The sequence below is a fragment of the Pseudundibacterium arcticum genome (genome assembly GCF_042646465.1).
Lineage (GTDB): Bacteria > Pseudomonadota > Gammaproteobacteria > Burkholderiales > Burkholderiaceae_D > Undibacterium_A > Undibacterium_A arcticum.
This window is the reverse complement of the sequence record NZ_JBHRTP010000002.1, coordinates 1-16,756: the sequence shown is the minus strand read 5'-3', so window position 1 is coordinate 16,756 and position 16,756 is coordinate 1. Positions and strand designations below refer to the sequence as shown.

Below are 16,756 nucleotides of genomic sequence, written 5' to 3'. Positions count from 1 at the left end.
GGGTCTTGAGCTTGAATACATTCACTACCGTCGGGGTTGGCGGCACCAAGGTGCTGCTGCTTCCCGGCCTGTTCGGCGCGAATGAAGCGTTCGATGCGATGCTGGCTTTCGCGGACACCGAGCGCTTTCAGTATGTGGTCATGGATTATCGCGGCTACGGCCGCGCGAAAAACCTGTCTGGACTATATACCCTGAACGAAGTGGTCGCGGACGCCATCCGCTTGCTCGACCATCTCAGGTGGGACCAAGCGCATCTGCTCGGCCATTCGATAGGCGCGCTGGTTGGCCAGATGATCGCGGTGGCCGCACCCGGGCGCATCCGGTCGATTGTTTCACTGGCCGGCATGAACGCTCGTGGCGCGTCGCGTGACCCGGCCCGCATGCGCATGCTGGACGAGGCCGCGCACCATGTGAGCCAGCGTGCCGCGGTCATTCACATGGGCGTGGGCAAACGCTACGGCATGGCGTTTGCGCAGCAGGTGTCGCAAAGCGCCTGGGAAGCGATTGCACCGCAAGCCTGCGCCGACTATGCCGCCGATGCCGCCCTGACCGATATCCACACCCAGGTGGACGGGTCGGAGATTCCCTTGCTGGCGCTCGTCGGCGCGCACGATCCGGGTTGCACCGAGCAACTGGCGCGTGATACGACCCTGCGCTGGTACCGCAATGCCATCCTCGAGGTCGTATCCGACGCGGGTCATTACCCGATGATCGAGGCGCCTGCACGCACGCTTGCTGCTGTCGAGACCTTTCTGCGCAGCGTCAGCAAGACATCAGGACAGTAGGCTGGGATGCAATCCCAGCAACCTGCCATCATTCACCCAACGCACAATTCAACACCTCCGGTGATCCAACCCAATCAACCGGATAGAGGCCGTGCATAGGGTAATGGTCGATCGCTGGGATTGCATCCCAGCCTACCACTGCCCGCACGTTCACTGCGGTCGAGACCTCTCCGCGCAGCGTCAGCAAGACATCAGTCTCCGAATAGCTCATAGATCAATCCGCGCAGCCAGCGGTTGGCGGCATCCTCATGGAAGCGTTCATGCCAGTATTGCTTGATGGAGTAGACCGGCAGCTCGACCGGTGGCGCCAGTAATTTGATATTGCCGGCGGGGAGATAGGATTCCGCCAGCATCGTCGGAATGGTCACGATCAAATCGGTGTTGGCGACGATCAGCGGAATTGCCAGAAAATGCGTCACGTGCAGCGCGATTCTGCGCTTGAGGCCCTTTTCGGTCAGGACTCTTTCCACCACGTCGTGACCGGTCCCCGGCGCGGAAACAATTGCGTGAGACGCCGCCAAGTACTGCTTCAGGCTAAGCGCATCCTTGATGACCGGATGATCCGGCCGTATTAGGCACACGTAAGAGCGATTGAATAATCTTTGCTGGTAGTAGCCGGCGTTCAGATCCGGGATGAAGCCGACGGCCAGGTCCATTTCCCCGGATTCCAGTGCTTCCCGCATTTCCTTCACCGGTAACTGCACCGTTCTGATATTGAGCCCCGGCGCCACGGTGCTCAGTCGCCGCAATAGATCAGGGAGGAAAACCCTTTCTCCTATATCCGTCATGATCAGCTTGAACGTCCGAGTCGATGTAGCCGCATCGAAATGCTTGTCCCGATTAAGCGTCTGCCGAATCAGGTGAAGCGCATTTCGTATCGGTTCCGACAATTCGAGCGCGAACGGGGTCGGCTCCATGCCGCGGGAAGTCCTGACGAAAAGAGGATCGCCCAGCACCTTTCGCAGCTTCCCCAGGCATGTGCTCATCGCGGGCTGCGTCAATCCGATGGCGTCCGCTGCCGAGGTGACGTTGCGAGTTGCCAGCATGGCTTCGAAAGCAACTAGCAGCTTCAGGTCCAGATGCAGAATATCCATTTTTCTGTATACCTTCCATCGATATTATGCAATTTACATATGATACGCCGGCGAATATATTGGTGCCAAGAGATAGCGCGATGACCGCGCTGACAGTTTAAACAAACGCAAAAAAACGGCAGTGCCGATTGGTGGAAAAAACCCCATGGATCCCATCGTAATCGTCGGAAGTGGTCTCGCAGGCTATTCGGTAGCCCGCGAATTCCGCAAGCGGAACAAGACGGATCCGCTGGTGGTGGTGACAGCTGACGACGGACAGTTCTATTCGAAGCCGACGCTTTCCGAAGCCTTTCGCCTGGGCGCCCAGGTATCCGAACTGGCATCCAGGAGCGCGGATGGAATGGCTGCCCAAATCAAGGCGGAGGTGTTGACGGAAACCCGGGTCCGGCACATCGATACGGCCACCCGCTCGCTTTTGACCACTCACGGAACCATCGCGTACAGTCAACTAGTTCTTGCCCTTGGCGCTGAACCGGTACGGCTGCCGCTCGCCCCGGCGTCTCTGGAAACCGTCTTCGCAGTCAATGACCTCTCGGATTACGCGCGCTTCCGGGCGGCAGCTCACGGCAAGAAAGTTGTCGCCATTCTCGGCGCAGGGCTGATCGGCTGCGAATTTGCGAATGATATGGTGCACGCCGGTTACCGGGTAAAAGTCATCGACATCGCTGCCGCACCCCTGAACCGGCTTCTCCCCAGCGCCAATGGGCAATTCCTGTTAAACGCCTTGCGGCAAGCGGGTGTCGACTGGCATCTGGGCACAGGGGTCAGTACCATCGAGCGGGACGGGGATGGCGTTGTCATCCGTTGTACCAACGGCGATGCGCTCGAAGCGGACATCGTGCTGTCGGCAATCGGCCTGAAGCCGCGTACAGCGCTAGTTCAAGGCACGTCGATTCGGGCAAGCCACGGCATTTCGGTCGACCTGAGCCTTCGGACCAGTGACCCCAGGGTGTTTGCGCTTGGCGATTGCGCCGAGGTGGACGGGTTATGGCTTCCCTACATCGCGCCGATCGGACCGGCCGCCAGGGTCGTGGCCAGCAATCTGGCTGGCGACGCTGCGCTTGTCCGCTATTCCGCGATGCCGGTTATCGTGAAAACCCCGGCCTGTCCGACCGTGGTTTGTCCGCCACCGCTGGGTGTGGAGGGGGAGTGGAACACCGAATCCGATGACAGCGGCATGCAGTCGCTGTTCCGCGACGGTACTGGCCTGTTGCGCGGATTCGCGTTGAACGGGGCACACACCGAGCGGGCAAGCACATTGGCGCTATCCATGCCGATGCTGTTGGGATAACGAAGTGCATTCATCGATCCGCGGCCGCATCCGTACTGGCGTCGCGGGAAACATATGGCAAGGCGTCAACATGCGCCGGTTTAAATCAAAGGAGAAGACATGAACCACCCGCAACCGATTTCATTTGTCCGCCAATGGCGTGACCCGGGCTCCTCCCGTATTCCCTACTGGCTCTATACGGATCCTGAAATTTATCGGCGCGAGCAGGAACGGATCTTCAACGGGCCTCACTGGAACTATGTGGCATTGACCGCAGAGATCCCGCATGCCGGCGACTTCAAGCGTACCTGGATCGGCGAGCGCTCCGTGATCGTGGTGCGCGATGAGGAAGGCAATGTCAATGTAGTGGAAAACCGCTGTGCGCACCGGGCCACACAGTTTTGCCAGGAACACTCGGGCAACCGGAAGGATTTCATCTGTCCGTATCACCAATGGAGCTACGATCTTCAGGGCAATCTCCAGGGCGTGCCGTTCATGCGCGGCATCAAGGGTAAAGGCGGGATGCCGGCGGACTTCAAGCGGGAGAATCATGGGCTGACAAAACTTAAAGTGGCGGTGCACAACGGCGTCATCTTTGCCAGCTTTCATCCTGACGTGCCGGACTTCAAGGAATTTCTCGGCCCGACCATGCTGAAATACTTCGAGCGCGTGTTCGACGGCCGCGAACTGAAGGTTCTCGGCTACAACCGGCAACGCGTTGCCGGCAACTGGAAACTGATCCACGAAAATCTCAAGGACTGCTACCACCCGGGATTGCTCCATACCTGGTTCGTCAACTACGGCTTATGGCGGGCCGACAACGAATCGCAGAATGTCATGGATGATCTGCACCGCCACTCCGCCATGGTGACGGTGCGCAACCAGGGCGGGCAAGGTGAGGCAACCACAGGGGTGAGCAGCTTCCGGGCCGACATGGCGCTGAATGACGGCCGTTTCCTTGATGTGGAGACGGAGCCGTGGTGGGATGGGCCGACTGCGGTAATTCAAAGCATTTTCCCAAGCGTGATCATGCAGCAGCAAATCAATTCAGTCGCAGTTCGCCAGGTCATTCCGCGCGGGCCGAAAGCCTTCGATTACATCTGGACTCATCTTGGTTTTGCGGACGATACGCCAGAGATGACCGAGCGGCGTCTGCGCCAGGCCAATCTGTTCGGACCCGCCGGTTTTGTCTCCGCGGACGACAGCGAAATCATCGGACTGGTCGAAGAAGGTATGGTGCAGGATCCCGAATCCGAGACCTTCTGCGAGTTGGGCGGCCGCGAAATCGCCGACACCGATACCCACATTTCGGAAACCCTGATCCGGGGCATGTACGAGTATTACCGCAAAGTGATGGAGGTTTGACATGGATACAACAACACGTTTCGCCATCCAGGACTTGTACGCTGACTACACCCGGTGCGTCGACGACAGCTGCTATGAAGAATGGCCGGAGTTTTTTACGGACGAATGCCTGTACCGGAATGTTTCACGCGAAAACTTCGAAGCGGGATTGCCGATGTCAGCGCTGGCGCTGGAGAGCAAGGCCATGCTCAAGGACCGTGTCTACGGCGTCACGCAGACGATTTTTCATGCGCCGTACTTCCAGCGGCATATTGTCGGCATTCCGAAGATCATCAGCGAAAGCGACGGGGTCATCGTTTCGGAAGCGAACTACCTGGTGATCCGGACCAAACTGGATTCTTTTTCCGAAGTCTTCAACGCCGGCCGTTACATCGATACCATCGTCAGAGAAAACGGGCGACTAAAGTTCCGGCAGCGCATCTGCGTTTTCGATAGCGAGCTGGTGCCGAACTCCATAATTTACCCGATCTGAGGTGCCGCATGTCTATCGAAAATCTGGATTCGGAGTGGCAGCGGGCAGCGGGCATAGCCGACCTTGCGGAAGGCGAAGTCATCGCCGCGAGCGCGGGCGGACAACGTATTGCGCTCTATAAGGTCGAGGGCGAGGTATATGCGACGCATGATATTTGCACCCACGAGCATGCACATCTGTCGGAAGGCTATCTCGATGGCTGCGAGATCGAATGCCCGCTGCACCAGGGCCGCTTCGATATACGCACCGGAAAGGCCATGTGTCGGCCCGTTACCCAGGCCTTGCCGGTCTATCCCGTGAAAATTGTTGGGAAAGATGTGTTTGTGATGCTGGGCCAGGCCCAATGATCCCGCCATACCGGGTTGCCAAATAAATTTTTATTTTTTTGCTGGAATAAGCTTATGAAAACGAAAGCCGCAATTGCATGGAAGGCTGGAGCACCGCTGACGATTGAAGAGGTCGACCTGGCAGGACCGAGAGCTGGTGAAGTGCTGGTTGAGATCAAGGCTACCGGCATTTGCCACACCGATTACTACACGCTGTCGGGCGCCGATCCAGAAGGCATCTTTCCCTCTATCCTGGGGCATGAAGGCGCCGGCGTGGTGATTGAGGTCGGCCCCGGCGTTAGCTCGCTTAAAAAAGACGATCATGTCATTCCGCTGTATACGCCGGAATGCCGCCAATGCAAATTTTGCCTGTCGCGCAAGACCAATCTCTGTCAAGCCATTCGTTCAACCCAGGGCCGAGGCTTGATGCCGGATGCGACATCGCGCTTCTCAATCGATGGCAAGCCGATTTATCACTACATGGGGACATCCACCTTCTCCAATTACATCGTGGTGCCGGAGATCGCCCTGGCCAAAATCCGCGAGGATGCGCCGTTCGATAAGGCCTGCTACATCGGTTGCGGCGTGACGACCGGCGTTGGCGCCGTGGTGTTTTCCGCCAAAGTGGAAGCGGGCGCCAATGTGGTGGTATTCGGCCTCGGCGGCATCGGGCTCAATGTCATCCAGGGCGCCAGGATGGTGGGCGCGGACAAGATCATCGGCGTCGATATCAATCCAGGGCGTATAGAAATGGCACGCAAATTCGGCATGACCCATTTCGTCAACCCGAAAGAAGTCGACAATGTTGTTGATCACATCACTCAACTGACCGATGGCGGCGCTGATTATTCCTTTGAATGCATAGGCAATACCACCACCATGCGCCAGGCGCTTGAATGTTGTCACAAGGGCTGGGGTCAATCATTCATCATTGGCGTGGCGGCCGCTGGACAAGAGATCAGCACCCGCCCGTTTCAGCTTGTCACTGGCCGTGAATGGAAAGGATCGGCTTTCGGCGGTGCGCGAGGGCGTACCGATGTGCCGAAGATCGTTGACTGGTACATGGACGGCAAGTTGAATATCGACGATTTGATTACCCATACGCTGCCGCTGGAAAGAATCAATGAAGGTTTCGATCTCATGAAAAGCGGCGAATCGATCCGCTCCGTTGTGCTCTATTGATCGGCCCCGACCATGCTTGAACTGCTCAGCGAACACGCATGCTTCGGGGGAATGCAGCGTTTCTACAGCCATCACTCTAAAGAGATCGGCTTGCCTATGCGTTTCTCGGTATTCTTGCCGCCCCAGGCAAACGCCGGCAAGGTCCCCGCCCTGTTGTATTTGGCTGGACTTACCTGCACCGAAGAGACGTTCATGATCAAGGCGGGTGCGCAACGCAGCGCCGCGAGCGCAGGCATGATCCTGATTGCCCCGGACACCAGTCCGCGCAATGCGGGCGTTGCGGGTGAAGATGACAGCTGGGATCTCGGCGTTGGCGCCGGTTTCTATGTCGATGCGACAGAAGCCGCGTGGCGTATGCAGTACCGGATGTACAGCTACATTCTGGAACTGTACGCGGCGACCGTTCAGGAATTTCCCGTGGATCCTGCTCGCATCGGTATTTTCGGACACTCGATGGGCGGGCATGGCGCACTGGTCCTGGCGCTGCGCAATCCTGAGCTTTTCCGATCGGTATCGGCATTCGCGCCGATATGCGCACCGGCCAAATGCCCATGGGGCAAAAAGGCGTTCTCCGCGTATCTGGGAGACGACAGCAAATCCTGGCTGCAATACGATGCCAGCGCACTCATGGCAAGCAGGCAGGCGCCGCCCTTTCCGGGCGGTATTCGGATTGACCAGGGCTTGAATGACAAATTCCTCGCGGATCAATTGTTCCCCGAGACCTTTGAAGAAGCCTGCAAAAAGGCACAACAACCTTTGGAATTACATCGGCATGCCGGTTACGACCATGGGTACTACTTTATTTCGACCTTCGTCGAAGAGCACATTCGATTTCACGATCGAAGACTGAATGGGAATGCTTAGTCGTCATGTTGACCGCTTCCATTCCATTTTTCAAAAGCCGTTATTTCCACACTTCCACACTAAAGGATTGACCAATGATTAAGCTATATGACTTCGAACTCTCCGGCAGCTGCTATAAAATTCGCCTGCTTCTCAATATGCTCGGCATCGAGTACGAAGCGGTGAATGTGGACTTCGTGAACAAGGAACATAAAAACGAAAAATACGCCGCACTCAATGCGTTCGGCGAGATTCCGATTTTCGAGGACGCCGGTCTGCGCTTGCGTGATGCACAAGCCATTATGGTTTACATCGCCAGGAAATACGACAAGGACAATCAATGGTATCCAAACGATGCTGAATCCATGGGCCGCATCAATCAGTGGTTAGCGACCGGTGGCGGCGAGATAATGAATTCGGCAGGAGCGCGGCTTGTCAAGATACTGAACTATCCGCTCGATCTGGATAAGTTGCAAGCGGGCGCCAACCGTGTATTCAAAATACTCGACGATCATCTTGCGACGCGCAAATGGCTGGAGCTGGATCATCCGACCATCGGTGACATCGCCTGCTTCCCTTATACCGCGTTGGCTGGCGAAGGGGGAATTGACCTCAAGCCTTACCCGAACATACTCGAATGGATAGCCCGTGTAAAAGCGCTTCCAGGCTTTATTCCAATGCCAGGAATTCCAGCGCAAGCTTAAATTTCCGGATACAGCTTCCTTCAAGCTGGAGGAAGCTATTGTCAGGTTCAACCATGTTGTTGCTGAATAAGTAAGTTTATATTCGCCGACCTTGTGTACGGCGCAACGTAAAAAGGAGAGAAAGATGAGACACGCAATTTTCAAGCTTACTCTTGCCACGGCGGCAGTTTGCCTTGCTTTCGCTGCTGAAGCGCAAGCTGCAGACGTCATAAAGATCGGGGTGAACCAGCCATTGACCGGGGCGGTCGCGGCATCCGGGAATTTCGTCACCAATGGCGCAAGGATCGCGGCGGATGAAATCAATGCGAAGGGCGGCATCAACGGCAGCAAGATTGAACTTGTTATCGAAGACAACAAGAGCAATCCTACTGAAGCGGCTAACGCTGCGGAAAAGCTGATTGTTCGCGACAAGGTCCCCGTCATGCTAGGGGCATGGAGTTCCACCTATACGCTCGCAGTAATGCCGAAGCTGATGGAATACAAGATACCCATGCTGGTCGAGACTTCGGGCGCAGACAAGATCACGACATCGGGCAACCCGTATGTCTTCAGAATCTGCCCGACCAATGGCATGGAAGCCGTCAGCTTTGCTAGGCATGTCACCCCGCTGAACATCCGCAAAGCCGACATGCTTGTTGTGAACAATGACTGGGGGCGAGGCTCTGCCGAAGCATTCCAGGCCATGCTGAAGGGGAAAGGCGTCACGATCGGACGCGTGCTGACCATGGATGCAGCGGCGCAAGATATGACATCCCAGCTTTCGACGCTCAAAGGCACCGATAGCGAGACACTGTTCGTTACAACCGCTGTCGAGCAATTGACACTGGTCCTGAAGCAGGCGCAGTCCCTCGGGCTCAAACGCCGGATCATTACGCTGGGTGGGTCCCAAAGCCCGAACCAGTTGATCGAACACGCCGGCTCTGCGGCGAATGGCTCGATGCATAACATGATGTTTGCGCCGTGGTTTCCTGAGGCATCCGCCGATCCGGTGGCTGCCAAAGCCTTTATCGCCGAATGGAATAAGCGCGGCTATGACGGTGCTGGCCTGACCGAAGGTTTCCGTGGCTACGATGGGATTCGCACTATCGTGGTGGCAATCGCGAAGGCTGGCAGCCCGGATCCGGAGAAAATCCGCGATGCGCTCTGGAAAACCGAGTTGACCGGCCTCACCGGCAAGATCGCCTTCAAGAAGGTAGGGCCGCAGGGTAAAGAGAGCGGCCAAAGCACGCCGAATACCTATCTCGTGAAAATCGAAAACGGCAAGGTTTGGCTCGTTCAGTAACGATGGTCTGTGGCTTGCTTGAAGACGGCGCCGTATTCTCAAATACGGCGCCATTTTTAGCACATGTCTATCGCCTCGGGCTGTTACCGGAAGGCTATATTTATCCGGTCGAAGAACGCGGATTGCGCGATTTATCACGCAAGCGTCTTCAACTCGTGCAGCAACGCACGCAGAATATTTTGAGTATCGAAAGCTTGATGGCACGGCATCTGGGAACACGGCTTCTGAGCGATCAGATTTACAAATTAGGCGATGCCGGGGTCGCACAGCTAGGATTGGCGACGCACGTTCCATCATGACTAAAGCGAGAGATCACTGATACGCCCAAGCCATGAGCCGACCTGAGGTTGGCACCGGAGCATCGGCAGCCATCGTTCTGATACATACCCCATGGACATCGGCTTGGTACCAACGTTTTTCTGGGACCTGGCGCCAGGCCAGGGTGGATGTCGGAAGATTGGCATTCACCTTGATTCCGATGGGTGACTGATGCGGATCAGCTCCGCCAGCCGAAAGAATGAAAAACTGGGTGCGTTGTTATGGTTCACCTCGTCGAATGGCGTGATTTGTATCGCATACAAGATTTTTCTTGCGCTGGAAATGCATTGTCTCTTGACCGTGGCCTTTCTATGGGCGTGGCCTTTCTATGGGCGACCTGTTGGGCATCTATCTTTCTTTACCTTCGCAAACTTGGTGGGTTTTACTCCAAAAAATAGCACTTCTGTTAATCAATACTGCACATCGCCCAACATTTCAATGACCCGGTTTGGCCATGCTTTTCGACCGGACCGGAACATATTCACGGCCGTGCGCCAACAACGCCCATATCACCCGTGCCATCTTGTTGGCTAATGCAACCGCAGCCACTTTGACGCCGCTGCGTTCGGCCAGCTTTACCGCCCAGTGCAACAGTTTGTCCGGCTTCTCGCCAGAACACCGCAACGCGCTGCGGGCGCCGTGTATCAGCAAGGTGCGCACATATGCATCGCCAACTTCCGTTGTCAATAGGATGGTTTTCGGTTTCTCATTTTTCTCATAGGCAATATAGAATTTCCTGAAGGTGGCGTAGCAGTAAATCTCGACGGTGAATCACGCTGATATCCGCGGGGTTGGGTACCGCATTACAGAGGTCCGTCTCATGAGCCTGCCGCTTTCTTGGTCCGCAAGTCGGCTGAATGCCGTTGCCAAACGCGGACGCGCTCGGCCTGGCAACTGGAGAAAGCATCGCCCACCTCAACTACTTGATCCATCGTGGCGAAGCCATGAAGCAACTCGATGACGATGATGTCGCGTGGTACCGCATTGTTTGTTGACGTTCGCATGGCGTTGGCGCATGGATAACCGATGGACGAGTTGGGCATAATATTTTTGCCGCTGTGCTTCTTTACGTTTCCTAGATCGTGGCACACACTATTGCAAGATCCGATGATCGGTGAACGGGATGAGCAATTCCGTTTGCCGGGGTTGATGGAACTGGACGTCGCCTAGGTCAGTGGACCTCGACCCGCAAAGCGTGGGGGCGGTGCCAAAAAGAAGTATTTACGCTTATTCAGGCAGCCGAACATGCGCAAACAACATACCAATCCGCCGGGAAACTCGCCTTCTTTCGACAGCGAAATTGACGAGGGTGAACGACGCTTTAGATCGCTTGCCGATGCAATCCCCCAACTCGTGTGGACAGCCAGTCCGGACGGCACGTTCGAGTACTGCAACCAACGCTGGATCACCTATACCGGACTCACGTTGGAGCAATCCCAAAGAGGGGATTGGAGGAGTCTATTAATTCACCCGGATGATTTGCAACATTGGATTGATCACAGGGCGAGAGGATTAGAGAGAGGTGAAGCTTTTGAAGGTGAACTCCGCTTCAAAAGAGCCTCCGATGACGTGTATCGATGGCAACTTGCCCGGGGAGTACCCATTAAAGACGCCAATGGACATATCGTCAAATGGGTTGGGACCAGCACCGACATCGAGGACCAAAAGCAGGCGCAGGCCGCGGCCGAAAGTGCGAACCGCGCGAAATCGGATTTCCTTTCCGGCATGAGCCATGAGCTGCGCAGTCCGCTGAATGCGATCCTCGGTTTCGCCCAGCTGATGGCGTCCGATTCCCCGCCGCCGACGCCCTCGCAGCAGGCCAGCATCGACCAGATTCTCCGGGCCGGATGGCATCTGCTGGAGCTGATCAATGAAGTGCTCGATCTCGCAAAGATCGAGTCCGGCCAGGTGTCACTATCGCAGGAATCGGTGTCGCTGGCCGAAGTCATGCGCGAATGCCAAGAGATGATTGAGCCGCAGGCGCAACAGCGGGGCATGCGCATGAGCTTTCCCCGGTTCGACCTCCCTTGCTTCGTCCATGGCGACCGGACCCGGGTCAAGCAGATCCTGATCAACCTGCTGTCCAACGCGATCAAATACAACCGCGAACAGGGATCGGTCGAAGTGACGTGCAGCGCAAACACAGCGGAACGCATGCGCGTCAACGTCAGGGATGGCGGCCCGGGATTGCCGCCGGACAAACTGGCGCAGCTGTTTCAGCCCTTCAATCGTCTCGGACAAGAAGCCGGCGCCGAGGAAGGCACCGGCATCGGCCTCGTGGTGGCCAAGCGGCTGGTGGAACTGATGGGGGGCGCGATCGGCGCAGAAAGCACCGTCGGCGCGGGAAGCGTGTTCTGGTTCGAACTACGCTCGGCGGCCGCACCGCGAGTCGCCGCGGGCGGCCCCGAACCCGCCGTGCTTGCCAAAGCGCAAGTTCAGGACGGTGCGTCGCCGCATACCTTGCTCTATGTCGAGGACAACCCGGCGAACCTGGAACTGGTCGAACAACTCATCGCACGCCACACCGAGATGCGCCTGCTGACCGCGGTGAATGGGAAGCTCGGCATCGCGCTGGCACGCACCGCGCAGCCGGAGGTGATCGTGATGGACATCAATCTGCCGGACATCAGCGGCACCGACGCGCTGAAAATTCTGCGCGACGACCCGGCAACGGCGCACATCCCGGTGATTGCCCTCAGTGCAAATGCGATGCCACGCGACATCGCGAAGGGCATGAAGGCAGGATTCTTCCGTTATGTGACCAAGCCAATCAAGCTCGATGAATTCATGGACGCACTGAACCTGGCACTGGAATTCGCGCAGGTGAATCAGCGCCAATGAGTCTCCCAGCAGAATGACGGCATCCGGCCGATATGAATCAACCGCCCCCAGGATATGATCGAAGCGACCATGTGGGTCACCACAAAAATAGATCGTGCTCATTATTTGTTAATAATAGCGTTGGCCTGCAAATGACGTCTTAATGCCAGTTCTTCAGTCTCATCAAAGCCATCGTCGCAGAAAATGAAATGAGGATCGTCGGTCAGCCAGTTCCAGGGATCATCGTCTAGCGCAATCCAGGGCCCGGTAAAGCCATTCCCCATCATCCAAGCCACGGCCTCGTAATACCTGACGCCGGTCTGATCCAGCGGGTTCATTTCGGACTGTAAATTCGGCGTCACTCTTGCCGATGTCCGCAGAAAAGAACCCCTTCAGTTCTTCCAGGGTGTGGTGTTTGCGCCAGTCACTGGAAACGGCAATTTTCACGTCCGGGTAATCCCGCAACTCCGCTTCAAGCCGCGGCAGAAACCGGCAGTAATCTGCAATGCGATCACCAAAGCGGTGCAGTACACCATCAAAATCCAGGAACAGGATCATGAAGGTCCCATTTCCCTGAAAGGGAATCGATTCGCTGGGCGTCGTTTAGGGCATGGTGCGGCTCAAGCCCGGTGACCAGAAAATATTGAGCAAAGAGATCGCTCCCCAGATTTCCGCGGATATTTCTGCGCTTTAACCAGGCCGGCATATCACGATCGAGAAGATCCCAAAGGTGGTCCCAATCGCCAGGGTAATCAAAGCAGATAGTCGGCCCATCATCGGCAAACTGTTCTAACCACTCGAAAACTGCTTGGCTGAGCCGCCATAGTGACATTGCAGTCCCAGGGCGCTTACCCAGTAACGGCAAGGCTGTTTCACGAACAAAGTCTGAGCACCTCGAGCGATCGAAATCAAGCACTTCGCCATAAAACGCTCGGCCGTCCGATGATACGAGGCCGATCGAAATCAGGTCTACGCCATCAAAAAAGCCGCTAAATTCAGTATCGACAAAAATATTTCATACTAGCGGCAAATCAAACACAAGAGCCCTGTCGAAATCGGCATTTTCAAACGTGACGTATTGAGGATCCTTGAAACGCTTGTTTTCGGGATAGCCGCACGGATTGGCGATAACGGTGGTCCCCGCGACGTTGTAGCGAGAACTCGCGTGGCTGTGTCCGTGAATCCATAGTGCGGCTTTTCCCATGAGGGGCGTCAGGTCACTGTAGAATGCCGGGTTCGCAGGGTTGCCGGCAAATTTTTCGTCGATCGAGGCGGGATGTGGCCCATGGTGGGTGACAACCACCGTTTGACCAGGAAACGGCTCATCCAGTTTTTGTGCCAACCATTTCCGCGACTGTTTGTGTAGCGCCAGAGCGTGGCTGGGCATGAATCGCTTGCCATCCGCGACGCGGATGACCTCGTGGTCTCGCATTCCATATCGGGCTTCAAACATCGCGCCGGGCCGGTCACCTGTCAATTCGTAGTCGGTCCATAGGCAGCACCCCAGAAAGCGCACGCCATTCAAGACATATTCGTCATTCTCAAGATAGTGGACATTGGTGCCGGCGGCCGTTACCCGTAACGCATCCTGCACCTTGAGCAAATTCTGACCATAAAACTCGTGATTGCCATGCACGTAGACCACCGGCACCGGCCAATCGCGAAATGCCTCGATCGCTTTGGTGCGGTTGTGGATATCACCGGCCAGGACCAGTACATCGGCATCAGTCTTGTCGATGATCCGATAATCGGCATGCGATTGCATCAGAAATTCAAGGTGCAAATCGGAGGCGATCTGAATTTTCATCGTTCGATACTCAGGTTAAGGAAAACTGGCCGAGGCAATCAACCCAGTCGTTGCGCAACTCGGTTGCCGCCTGGCCGACGATACCGAGGGCTGACAATGCAGCTCGCTGGCTGCGGTTGGTCGCAGGACCTTCGGTAGCGAGTTCTCACTCATACAGGGCGGGCCTCAGCAAGGACGTAGTCACGGATCTCAGGCGGAAGATCGCCGGGCGTCAACAAGTCTACCGGGACATCCAGTAGTTCCTCCAATTCGACCTGCAGGCCGGTAGCGCGCAACCGGCGTTAGCCAACAAATATCTGGCCGAGTATGGTTCCAAGCCAAGAAAAAAGTGAATTCCTGCATGGTATCACTCGCGTAAGAATAGGACGACATTGGGTAGCTTGGGCCACATGCACCACGGGAGCGACGCCTGAGGTTGGGGAAGAACCAACTCATTCGAGACATCGAAAGCAGCGATTCCTTAATATCGAGTGACCGCTCTTAAAACGGGAGCACCTTGCCCGTTCGCCGGTTCTGATGAATAGTACAAAATCTGCTGGGATAACCAGGACGGCGACACCCAGAGAAACCCCTCGGAACCCAACTCTAACGGATACTCATGGAACGGTTTCAAGTTAACCCCCTACTTGCGCGATTTGGCCTAGGCAGTAAATGACATTATTGCCATAATGTCGAGTATCATCGGGATGTGCCAATTCTAGATGCGTCAGCACTCATCATGCCTTCTGCCAATCTGCACCCCGATATGCCTCCCGCGCTCGCGACGATCGAAAGCGTCCAACTGCCCTCCCACATCGATGGCCGGGATGGCACCAACCGCGCCACCGGCAATCGCCCGCAAATCGCCGCCGACTACGATGTCGATGCGATCAAGGCATGGCTCGCGCGCTTCCTCGATACCAAGACCACGTTCGACAATTACCGCAAGGAAGCCGAACGCTTGCTGCTCTGGTCGACCGTCCAGCTCGGCAAACCGCTGTCGTCGCTCACGCATGAAGACCTGCTGGTCTATCAACGGTTTCTGTCGGATCCGCAGCCGGCAAAGCTCTGGGTGATGTGCGATGGCCGTAAGTTCGCGCGCGCACATCCAGAGTGGCGGCCGTTTGCCGGCCCCCTCTCCCCTGCCAGCCAGCGCCAGGCGATCATCATTCTCAACACGCTGTTCTCGTGGCTGGTCAATGCCGGCTACCTCGCCGGCAATCCACTGTCGCTGTCGCGCCAGCGCGCCCGCAAGGCGAAGCCACGCATCACCCGTTACCTCGAAGAGGACTTATGGAACGAAGTGAAAATGACGATCGACTTGATGCCGAAGGAATCGGATCGCGAACGCGAGCATTACTATCGCGGACGGTGGCTATTTTCTCTGCTGTACCTGTGCGGATTGCGCATCTCGGAAGTGGTCGGCAACACGATGGGTAGCTTCTTCTGCCGGCGCGACAAGGCTGGTGAAGAGCGCTGGTGGCTCGAGATCCTGGGCAAAGGCGACAAGTTGCGGATAGTCCCGGCGACCAATGAACTGATGGTCGAGTTGGCGCGCTATCGCAGAGAAAAAGGCCTTGCATCCTTCCCGTTAGCGGGCGACGACGTTCCGCTCCTTTTGCCGATCGGCCGTCGCACAGAACCAATGACGCGCGGCGCTGTGCATGCAATAGTGAAGAAGGTATTCGAGCACACTGCCATCCGGCTCAGACAACGCGGCGAGCAATTCCAAGCGATTGCGGATCGTGTAGAACAGGCGTCTGCCCATTGGCTGCGACACACGGCCGGTTCTCACATGGCCAATAGCGATGTCGACCTGCGGCACGTCCGTGACAACCTGGGACACGAATCGATCGGCACGACAAGCAACTACCTGCATTCATCGGACGACAAACGGCATAAGGAGACGGAGGAGAAACACCGCATCAAGTGGTGACATGAGTTGCCCAACCAACTTCTGTCTTTCTTCAAGAAAGTAATTAGTAGCGCTCGTCTTCAAGAATTTTGCCATCAGTATTTTCCTCAATTAATTATCGCAGTTTTGGTCTCCGAAAAAGACCATCACCATGTACAGGCACTTGGAGCCGATACAGTAGTTGATCGACAACGTCTCGGTCGACGCGGCAATGCAGATTGAACAATTTACGGCCATCACTAGCTTCGCGAATTTCCCAAATTGGCAGCAATGCATGCTTCTGCGATGCATCGAGCCATACGACAGCCCGTAGACTATGGTGTTTCCGCGCCCGTAGTAACAAGAAGACGAAGGAAGCGTACAGTTCATGTTCAAGCACTAATCTATTTGCTTTGCGTGATTCCCAGACCGTGTCGGAGAGCTGCACCAACAAGCCATTTTGAGGTCGATACTTGCCACTCTTGGCCAGTTTGCATAGTTGGTCCCATCGGTCCGCTTCGCCGGCATCATAGAGGTATCTCTGCGTAATCCAGCCAAACTGGACGCCTAATCCGCCGCAAACTGGACACGCATTCCACGCCAAACTGGACACTT

The 16,756-nt window shown here is 56.1% G+C and carries 17 protein-coding genes and 1 pseudogene; 12 read left to right on the top strand and 6 right to left on the bottom strand.

All coding sequences use genetic code 11. The features are described 5' to 3' along the window. Window positions 1-11: 11 nt before the first annotated feature. Window positions 12-785, top strand: a complete 774-nt coding sequence (locus ACFOFO_RS00255) for an alpha/beta fold hydrolase (protein ID WP_390324959.1) — start codon at window positions 12-14, stop codon at window positions 783-785. A 191-nt stretch (window positions 786-976) separates the two neighbouring features. Here the strand turns inward: ACFOFO_RS00255 and ACFOFO_RS00250 are convergent, their stop codons facing one another. Then, a complete protein-coding gene (locus ACFOFO_RS00250) occupies window positions 977-1,879 on the bottom strand; it encodes a LysR family transcriptional regulator (protein ID WP_390330482.1) in 903 nt (300 codons plus the stop codon). Between the two features lie 145 nt (window positions 1,880-2,024). Between ACFOFO_RS00250 and ACFOFO_RS00245 the strand changes: the two genes are divergently transcribed. The 9 genes from ACFOFO_RS00245 (at window position 2,025) to ACFOFO_RS00205 (ending at window position 9,622) form a co-directional block, all read left to right on the top strand. After that, window positions 2,025-3,170 (top strand): NAD(P)/FAD-dependent oxidoreductase, encoded by a 1,146-nt coding sequence (locus ACFOFO_RS00245; RefSeq protein WP_390324964.1) that lies wholly within the window; start codon window positions 2,025-2,027, stop codon window positions 3,168-3,170. Between the two features lie 99 nt (window positions 3,171-3,269). After that, on the top strand, window positions 3,270-4,514 hold the full coding sequence (locus ACFOFO_RS00240; RefSeq protein ID WP_390324966.1) for an aromatic ring-hydroxylating oxygenase subunit alpha: 1,245 nt from the start codon (window positions 3,270-3,272) through the stop codon (window positions 4,512-4,514). 1 nt (window position 4,515) lies between these two features. Continuing rightward, window positions 4,516-4,986, top strand: coding sequence for an aromatic-ring-hydroxylating dioxygenase subunit beta (locus ACFOFO_RS00235; protein WP_390330481.1), 471 nt, complete (start codon window positions 4,516-4,518; stop codon window positions 4,984-4,986). A gap of 8 nt (window positions 4,987-4,994) precedes the next feature. Further along, window positions 4,995-5,333, top strand: a complete 339-nt coding sequence (locus tag ACFOFO_RS00230) for a non-heme iron oxygenase ferredoxin subunit (RefSeq protein WP_390330479.1) — start codon at window positions 4,995-4,997, stop codon at window positions 5,331-5,333. A gap of 54 nt (window positions 5,334-5,387) precedes the next feature. Further along, on the top strand, window positions 5,388-6,494 hold the full coding sequence (locus ACFOFO_RS00225) for an S-(hydroxymethyl)glutathione dehydrogenase/class III alcohol dehydrogenase (RefSeq protein WP_390324971.1): 1,107 nt from the start codon (window positions 5,388-5,390) through the stop codon (window positions 6,492-6,494). Between the two features lie 12 nt (window positions 6,495-6,506). Beyond that, a complete protein-coding gene (gene fghA, locus ACFOFO_RS00220; RefSeq protein ID WP_390330477.1) occupies window positions 6,507-7,358 on the top strand; it encodes an S-formylglutathione hydrolase in 852 nt (283 codons plus the stop codon). Between the two features lie 74 nt (window positions 7,359-7,432). Next, the gene (locus ACFOFO_RS00215; protein WP_390330475.1) at window positions 7,433-8,041 is read left to right on the top strand and encodes a glutathione S-transferase family protein; all 609 of its coding nucleotides are present in this window, start codon (window positions 7,433-7,435) and stop codon (window positions 8,039-8,041) included. Between the two features lie 91 nt (window positions 8,042-8,132). Then, window positions 8,133-9,323, top strand: a complete 1,191-nt coding sequence (locus ACFOFO_RS00210; RefSeq protein WP_390330473.1) for an ABC transporter substrate-binding protein — start codon at window positions 8,133-8,135, stop codon at window positions 9,321-9,323. Next, complete coding sequence (locus ACFOFO_RS00205; RefSeq protein ID WP_390330472.1) at window positions 9,308-9,622, top strand: hypothetical protein; 315 nt, start codon at window positions 9,308-9,310, stop codon at window positions 9,620-9,622. Before ACFOFO_RS00210 ends, ACFOFO_RS00205 begins: the two co-directional genes overlap by 16 nt. A gap of 454 nt (window positions 9,623-10,076) precedes the next feature. On the opposite strand, the pseudogene ACFOFO_RS00200 reads toward ACFOFO_RS00205, so the two are convergent. Beyond that, a pseudogene (locus ACFOFO_RS00200) lies at window positions 10,077-10,313 on the bottom strand (hypothetical protein); the annotation flags it as partial. Between the two features lie 573 nt (window positions 10,314-10,886). Here ACFOFO_RS00200 and ACFOFO_RS00195 point away from each other — a divergent pair. Next, window positions 10,887-12,482, top strand: a complete 1,596-nt coding sequence (locus ACFOFO_RS00195; RefSeq protein ID WP_390324978.1) for an ATP-binding response regulator — start codon at window positions 10,887-10,889, stop codon at window positions 12,480-12,482. Between the two features lie 219 nt (window positions 12,483-12,701). On the opposite strand, the gene ACFOFO_RS00190 is transcribed toward ACFOFO_RS00195, so the two are convergent. From ACFOFO_RS00190 to ACFOFO_RS00180, 3 genes are all read right to left on the bottom strand, one after another. Continuing rightward, on the bottom strand, window positions 12,702-13,019 hold the full coding sequence (locus ACFOFO_RS00190; protein WP_390324980.1) for an HAD domain-containing protein: 318 nt from the start codon (window positions 13,017-13,019) through the stop codon (window positions 12,702-12,704). After that, window positions 12,997-13,293, bottom strand: a complete 297-nt coding sequence (locus ACFOFO_RS00185; protein WP_390330471.1) for a hypothetical protein — start codon at window positions 13,291-13,293, stop codon at window positions 12,997-12,999. Before ACFOFO_RS00185 ends, ACFOFO_RS00190 begins: the two co-directional genes overlap by 23 nt. 183 nt (window positions 13,294-13,476) lie before the next feature. Continuing rightward, window positions 13,477-14,268, bottom strand: coding sequence for a metallophosphoesterase (locus ACFOFO_RS00180; protein WP_390324984.1), 792 nt, complete (start codon window positions 14,266-14,268; stop codon window positions 13,477-13,479). A 718-nt stretch (window positions 14,269-14,986) separates the two neighbouring features. Between ACFOFO_RS00180 and ACFOFO_RS00170 the strand changes: the two genes are divergently transcribed. Beyond that, complete coding sequence (locus ACFOFO_RS00170) at window positions 14,987-16,183, top strand: tyrosine-type recombinase/integrase (protein ID WP_390330469.1); 1,197 nt, start codon at window positions 14,987-14,989, stop codon at window positions 16,181-16,183. A 94-nt stretch (window positions 16,184-16,277) separates the two neighbouring features. Here ACFOFO_RS00170 and ACFOFO_RS00165 read toward each other — a convergent pair. Beyond that, a partial coding sequence (locus tag ACFOFO_RS00165) for a hypothetical protein (protein WP_390330467.1) occupies window positions 16,278-16,756 on the bottom strand: 479 nt, incomplete at its 5' end.

Bases quoted from the DNA above. Each gene is read 5' to 3' on its own strand.
- ACFOFO_RS00245 (WP_390324964.1), top strand. From the start codon at position 2,025: ATGGATCCCATCGTAATCGTCGGAAGTGGTCTCGCAGGCTATTCGGTA.
- fghA (WP_390330477.1), top strand. From the start codon at position 6,507: ATGCTTGAACTGCTCAGCGAACACGCATGCTTCGGGGGAATGCAGCGT.
- ACFOFO_RS00230 (WP_390330479.1), top strand. From the start codon at position 4,995: ATGTCTATCGAAAATCTGGATTCGGAGTGGCAGCGGGCAGCGGGCATA.
- ACFOFO_RS00235 (WP_390330481.1), top strand. From the start codon at position 4,516: ATGGATACAACAACACGTTTCGCCATCCAGGACTTGTACGCTGACTAC.
- ACFOFO_RS00240 (WP_390324966.1), top strand. From the start codon at position 3,270: ATGAACCACCCGCAACCGATTTCATTTGTCCGCCAATGGCGTGACCCG.
- ACFOFO_RS00215 (WP_390330475.1), top strand. From the start codon at position 7,433: ATGATTAAGCTATATGACTTCGAACTCTCCGGCAGCTGCTATAAAATT.
- ACFOFO_RS00185 (WP_390330471.1), bottom strand. From the start codon at position 13,293: ATGTCACTATGGCGGCTCAGCCAAGCAGTTTTCGAGTGGTTAGAACAG.
- ACFOFO_RS00225 (WP_390324971.1), top strand. From the start codon at position 5,388: ATGAAAACGAAAGCCGCAATTGCATGGAAGGCTGGAGCACCGCTGACG.
- ACFOFO_RS00190 (WP_390324980.1), bottom strand. From the start codon at position 13,019: ATGATCCTGTTCCTGGATTTTGATGGTGTACTGCACCGCTTTGGTGAT.
- ACFOFO_RS00170 (WP_390330469.1), top strand. From the start codon at position 14,987: ATGCCTTCTGCCAATCTGCACCCCGATATGCCTCCCGCGCTCGCGACG.
- ACFOFO_RS00195 (WP_390324978.1), top strand. From the start codon at position 10,887: ATGCGCAAACAACATACCAATCCGCCGGGAAACTCGCCTTCTTTCGAC.
- ACFOFO_RS00180 (WP_390324984.1), bottom strand. From the start codon at position 14,268: ATGAAAATTCAGATCGCCTCCGATTTGCACCTTGAATTTCTGATGCAA.
- ACFOFO_RS00250 (WP_390330482.1), bottom strand. From the start codon at position 1,879: ATGGATATTCTGCATCTGGACCTGAAGCTGCTAGTTGCTTTCGAAGCC.